Annotated in this window: 6 protein-coding genes and 1 pseudogene; 1 reads left to right on the top strand and 6 read right to left on the bottom strand. The window is 70.7% G+C overall.

Translation table 11 applies throughout. The features are described 5' to 3' along the window. The 4 genes from VNR91_RS08915 to VNR91_RS08900 all read right to left on the bottom strand — a co-directional run. Nucleotides 1-175, bottom strand: a 175-nt coding sequence (locus tag VNR91_RS08915; protein ID WP_325490412.1) for a cyclic pyranopterin monophosphate synthase MoaC, incomplete at its 3' end; no start/stop codon positions are given. Then, complete coding sequence (trpC, locus tag VNR91_RS08910; protein ID WP_325490410.1) at nt 172-954, bottom strand: indole-3-glycerol phosphate synthase TrpC; 783 nt, start codon at nt 952-954, stop codon at nt 172-174. The genes trpC and VNR91_RS08915, both read right to left, overlap by 4 nt. Further along, entirely contained in the window at nt 951-1,946 is a 996-nt protein-coding gene (gene trpD, locus VNR91_RS08905; RefSeq protein WP_325490409.1) for an anthranilate phosphoribosyltransferase, read from the bottom strand. Before trpD ends, trpC begins: the two co-directional genes overlap by 4 nt. Beyond that, nucleotides 1,943-2,527: an aminodeoxychorismate/anthranilate synthase component II gene (locus VNR91_RS08900; protein ID WP_325490408.1), complete on the bottom strand. Its 585-nt coding sequence runs from the start codon at nt 2,525-2,527 to the stop codon at nt 1,943-1,945. Before VNR91_RS08900 ends, trpD begins: the two co-directional genes overlap by 4 nt. Nucleotides 2,528-2,622: 95 nt before the next feature. Between VNR91_RS08900 and VNR91_RS08895 the strand changes: the two genes are divergently transcribed. After that, nucleotides 2,623-3,021, top strand: a complete 399-nt coding sequence (locus tag VNR91_RS08895) for a hypothetical protein (protein WP_325490407.1) — start codon at nt 2,623-2,625, stop codon at nt 3,019-3,021. 156 nt (nt 3,022-3,177) lie between these two features. On the opposite strand, the gene VNR91_RS08890 is transcribed toward VNR91_RS08895, so the two are convergent. Together VNR91_RS08890 and VNR91_RS08885 are read right to left on the bottom strand one after the other, a co-directional pair. Then, complete coding sequence (locus VNR91_RS08890) at nt 3,178-4,692, bottom strand: anthranilate synthase component I family protein (RefSeq protein ID WP_414712400.1); 1,515 nt, start codon at nt 4,690-4,692, stop codon at nt 3,178-3,180. A gap of 1 nt (nt 4,693) precedes the next feature. After that, a pseudogene (locus VNR91_RS08885) lies at nt 4,694-5,196 on the bottom strand (peptidylprolyl isomerase); the annotation flags it as partial.

Here is a 5,196-nt window from a genome sequence, read left to right as displayed (position 1 = left end):
GGGCGGTGGCGAGCACGTCGCCCTTGGCCACCGCGCCGTCGCGGATCGCCCGGACGGCATCGGGCGACAGGGTGATGCGGCCGCTGGCCACCGCGCGGCGGGTGGTCACCGGCTTGTCCCCGACATCGACCATGCGCGCGGCCCCGCTATCGTCGAGGTGGGTCAGGCCGGTCACCCCACCAGCGCCCGCGTCGCCGCCTCGACATCGTCCTGCCGCATCAGCGATTCGCCGATCAGGAAGGCGCGGACGCCGTGTTCGGCCATCGCGTCGAGGTCGGCGCGGGTGCCGAGGCCGCTCTCGGCGACGAAGGTGCAATCGGCCGGGGCGCGGCCGACCAGTTCATAGGTCCGCGCGAAATCGACCGAGAAATCCTTGAGATTGCGGTTGTTCACCCCGATGAGGCGCGACCGAAGCCGCAGCGCGCGATCGAGTTCGTCGGCGTCGTGGACCTCGACCAGCACGTCCATGCCAAGGCTGGTCGCCGAATCCTCGATCTCGGCCATCTGCCCGTCGTCGAGCGCGGCGACGATCAGCAGGATCGCGTCGGCGCCATAGGCGCGCGCCTCCAGCGCCTGCCACGGGTCGATCATGAAGTCCTTGCGGATCACCGGCAGCGTACAGGCTGCGCGGGCAGCGACCAGATACTCCTCATGCCCCTGGAAATAGCGCGCGTCGGTCAGCACCGACAGGCAGGCGGCGCCGGCCGCCTGATAGGCGCGGGCGTGCGCGGGCGGATCGAAATCGGGGCGGATCAATCCCTTGGACGGGGATGCTTTCTTGATTTCCGCGATCAGCGCGTAGCCGTTCGCCGCCTTGGCATCGATCGCCGCGCGAAAACCGCGCGGCGGCGTGCGGGTCAGCGCCATCGCGTGTAGATCGGCGACCGGGAACGCGCGGCGGCGCGAGGCGACCTCCTCCGCCTTGGTCGCCAGGATGGTGTCGAGCATCGTCATGAATAGGCGATCCAGGCGTCCAGCAGCCGGTCGGCCGCCAAGGTATCGATCGCGGCCGCAGCCGTGGCGGCGCCCTGCATCAGGTCGCTCGCCTGCCCGGCGATCACCAGCGCGGCGGCGGCGTTGAGCAGCACCGCGTCACGATAGGCACCGCGCTCACCGCGCAGCAGCCGGCGCAGCGCCGCCGCGTTGTAATCGGGATCGCCGCCGCGCAGCTCGGCCAGCGGTGAGCGGGGGAGGCCGGCATCCTCGGGCACGATACGGTCGGGTAAGGCGACATTGCCGACGCCGAACACGATGCTGGGGCCGGCGCACGACAGTTCGTCGAGCCCTTCCTCGCCGGAGATCACCGCCGCGTCCTCGCTGCCCAGGCTGGCGAGCGCCTCGGCGAACACGGGGACATAATCCGGGCGGGCGATGCCCAAAAGTTGCCGGCTGACATGCGCCGGATTGGCGAGGGGGCCCATCAGGTTGAAGATGGTGCGGCGGCCGATGCGCTGACGGATCGGCTGAATGCGGCGCATCGCGGGATGATGGTTGGCGGCGAACAGGAAACAGATGCCGATGTCGCGCAGCGTCGCCTCGGCCATCGCGCCGGCGCGTTCCATGTCGAGCCCCAGCGCTTCCAGAGTGTCGGCGGCGCCTGCCTTGGACGACGCCGCGCGGTTGCCGTGCTTGGCGACCGGCACGCCGCAGGCGGCCACTACCAGGCTGACCGCCGTCGACACGTTGAGCGTGTGGTGGCCGTCGCCGCCGGTGCCGCACACATCGATCGCGCCGGGGGGGGCGTCGATCGGGATCAGCCGGTCGCGCAGCGCGCGCGCCGCCTCGGCGATCTCGATGCTGGTTTCGCCGCGCTCGGTCAGGCCGATCAGGAACGCCGCGATCGCCTCCTCGCTGGTGCGGCCGTCGAGGATGTCGGCGAACGCCTGCGCCGCCGCCTCGCGGCTGAGCGGCGTCGCCGGATCGGGCAGGCGGGCGAAGCCGGTCATGCCGCCGCCCGCCGATCGTCGCCGGTGATGCGCAGGAAATTGGCGAGCAGCGCGTGGCCGTGCTCGGTCGCGATGCTTTCCGGGTGGAACTGGACGCCGTGGATCGGCAGCGCGGCGTGGCGCAGCCCCATCACATGCGCGTCGGACGCGGTGGCGTTGACCACCAGGCTGTCGGGAATGTCGGCGACGACCAGCGAGTGATAGCGGGTCGCGGTGAAGGGGGAAGGCAGCCCGGCGAACAGCCCGGTGCCGTCGTGGGCGACCGGGGATGTCTTGCCGTGCATCAGCCCGCCGCGCACCACCTTGCCGCCGAAATGCTGGCCGATCGCCTGGTGCCCCAGGCATACGCCCAGCAGCGGCCGGCGGGCTTCGGCACAGGCCGCGACCAGATCGAGGCAGATGCCCGCGTCGTCGGGGGTGCAGGGGCCGGGCGACAGCAGGATGCCGCTCGCCCCGCTGGCCAGCGCCTCTTGCGCGGTCAGCGCGTCGTTGCGCACCACCTGCACCTCCGCGCCCAGCTCCATCAGGTAATGGACCAGATTCCAGGTGAAGCTGTCGTAATTGTCGATGACGAGGATCATGATTTTGCCATAGCCCAGGTGCAGGGCGGCGCAACATGCCCCATATGATCCGGGCGAGTGAGTAACCGGCCGCGCACGGCCCCTGGAGGTGTTCGATGATTGCCACGTTGATCGCGCTGTCGCTGGCCGTTGCTCCGCAGGTGAATGACGGGACCGATGGCAAGCCGCCGCAGCGGATCCGCAACATTCAGCTTCAGGGCAGCGAGAGCTGTCCAAAGGCAGAGGCGGACGAGATCGTGGTGTGCGGCCGCGCCGACGACGAACAGTTCCGCATCCCCAAGCAGTTCCGCGAGGCGCCGAAACAGGATGCGCCGGGGACGTCGTGGGCGGTCAAGGTCGACCGGGTGATGGAGGACAACCAGAAGGTGCTGCCGGGCAGCTGCTCGCCGATCGGCAGTAACGGCCAGACCGGCTGCGCGCAGAAGGCGGCGGAGCAATGGGCCGCCGAGCGGCGCGCCAAGGCCAACGGTCAGTCGGTCGAACCGCCGAAGTAGGGGTTGATACTCCCTCTCCCTTTGGGGAGGGAAGCGGCCCGTTGCCGAAGGCGGCGGGAACGGTGAGGCGAGGCGTCGGCAAGGACGGGAACAACCCTCACCCTTCCGCCGCTTCGCGGCTCCCTCCCTCTCCCGGTGGGAGAGGGCATTACGCCGCTATTGCCCGAACCCGGCTTCGCCCGCGCGGGCCACCGCTTCGCGCGCGGCGGCGATGAGGGCGCCGGCCTTGGCCTCGCATTCGCGCTGCTCGTATTCCGGCACGCTGTCGGCGACGATGCCGGCGCCCGCCTGGACATGCATCACCCCGTCCTTGACCACCGCCGTGCGCAGGACGATGCACGAATCCATGGCGCCGTCGGGCGAGAAATAGCCGACCCCGCCGGCGTAGGCGCCGCGCGTTTCGGGCTCGAGTTCGGCGATGATCTCGCACGCCCGCACCTTTGGCGCGCCGCTGACCGTGCCGGCCGGGAAACCCGCGAACAGCGCGTCGAGCGCGTCGCGATCGGGCCGCAGTTCGCCGACCACATTCGACACGATGTGCATGACGTGGCTGTAGAATTCGATGCCATAGCTGTCGGTCACCTTGACCGACCCGGCGGCGGCGACCTGGCCGACGTCGTTGCGGCCAAGGTCGAGCAGCATCAGATGTTCGGCGCGCTCCTTGGGATCGGCGAGCAGGCTGGCGCGGTTGTCCTCGTCCTCGGTCGCGGTCTTGCCGCGCGGGCGGGTGCCGGCGATCGGGCGGATCGTCACCTCTCCGTCGCGGACGCGCACCAATATCTCCGGGCTCGACCCGGTCAGCGAATAGCCCGGCAGATCGAGGTGATAGAGGAACGGCGACGGATTGATCCGCCGCAGCGAGCGATACAGCTCGAACGGCGGCAGCGCGAACGGCGCGGTGAAGCGTTGGGCCAGCACGACCTGGAACACGTCGCCGGCGACGATATAGTCCTTCGCCTTCAACACCATGTCGCGATAGGTCTCGGCCGGCAGCACCGGCACCGGCTCGACCGGCGGATGATCGGCGCGGACCGGCGGCGGAAGCTGCGCGGTGGCGAGGCGCGCGGCGGTGGCGTCGATGCGCTCGATCGCCTCGGCGACGGCGGCATCGGCGTCCCGGCCCGGCCACACCGGCGCGACCAGGAACAGCGCATCGGTCAGCCGGTCGAACACCAGCAGCACCGTCGGCCGCACGAACACCATGTCCGCCACGTCGAGCGCGCTCGCCGGGGCGCGGGGCAGGTGCTCGACCAACCCGACCGTCTCATAGCCGAAATAGCCGACCAGGCAGGCCAGCGCGCGCGGCAGTTCGGCGGGAACGTCCATGCGGCAGGCGGCGACCAGATGGCGCAGCGCCGCCAGCGTCGGTTCGCCGGCGGGCACAAAGGCGTCGCGATCGGTCAGCCACTGTGCGTTGATCTCCGCCGCGTCGCCGCGCGCGCGGAACAGCAGGTCCGGCGCCAATCCGATCAGGCTGTGGCGCCCGCGGATCGATCCCCCCTCGACCGATTCGAGCAGGAAGTCGCCGCGCCCCGGCTCGATCAGCTTGAGCGCGGCGGCAACCGGAGTCTCCGTGTCGGCGACCTGACGCCGCCACACCAGCGCCGGACGGCCGGCCGCCAGCGCCGCGCGCGCCTCGGCGACGCCCTCGCACACCGTGGTGGCGCGCACCTTACTGGGCGCTCGCCGCGTTGCCGCTCAGATCGTTGCGGACCTTGGCGATGGCCCGGTCGTCACGCTTGACGCCGACGTTCTCGCGCACCGCCGCGGTGAACTGTTCGACCAGCTCGCGGCCGGACACGCCGCCCAGCCCCTGGCGGGTCTGCGCGATCAGGCCGGCGTTGCCCTGTGCGTTCCCCTCATGGATCTGGTCGAGGTAGACGACGAACCAGCCGGTGCGATCGGGCGCTTCCAGCAGCTTCGCGCTCTTGGCGCGCATCGCGAACATCAGCGTCACCGGCGGCGGGAGCTGCGCCCGCTGCGCGGCGAGCTGAGCGCGCGAGATGTCGAGCGGCTTCGCCGGCGGCAGCTTCAGCCCGGTCGCGGCCAGCGCCTGCGACAGCGGCGTGCCCTTGTTGGCCTTGTCGACCACCTGCACCGCGGATGCGCGCGCGGTCTTGAGCGCGCGATCGATCGCGAAGTCGCGCAGCACCTGCGCCTTGATCTGTGCCAACG

Source organism: Sphingomonas sp. (assembly GCF_035555815.1).
Lineage (GTDB): Bacteria > Pseudomonadota > Alphaproteobacteria > Sphingomonadales > Sphingomonadaceae > Sphingomonas.
Note: the sequence above shows the minus strand (reverse complement) of the source record. Positions and strands in the feature narration are given on the sequence as shown.

What these genes read in the sequence shown, in the direction of transcription:
- trpC (WP_325490410.1), bottom strand. Translation starts at nt 954, where the DNA reads ATGACGATGCTCGACACCATCCTGGCGACCAAGGCGGAGGAGGTCGCC.
- trpD (WP_325490409.1), bottom strand. Translation starts at nt 1,946, where the DNA reads ATGACCGGCTTCGCCCGCCTGCCCGATCCGGCGACGCCGCTCAGCCGC.
- VNR91_RS08900 (WP_325490408.1), bottom strand. Translation starts at nt 2,527, where the DNA reads ATGATCCTCGTCATCGACAATTACGACAGCTTCACCTGGAATCTGGTC.
- VNR91_RS08895 (WP_325490407.1), top strand. Translation starts at nt 2,623, where the DNA reads ATGATTGCCACGTTGATCGCGCTGTCGCTGGCCGTTGCTCCGCAGGTG.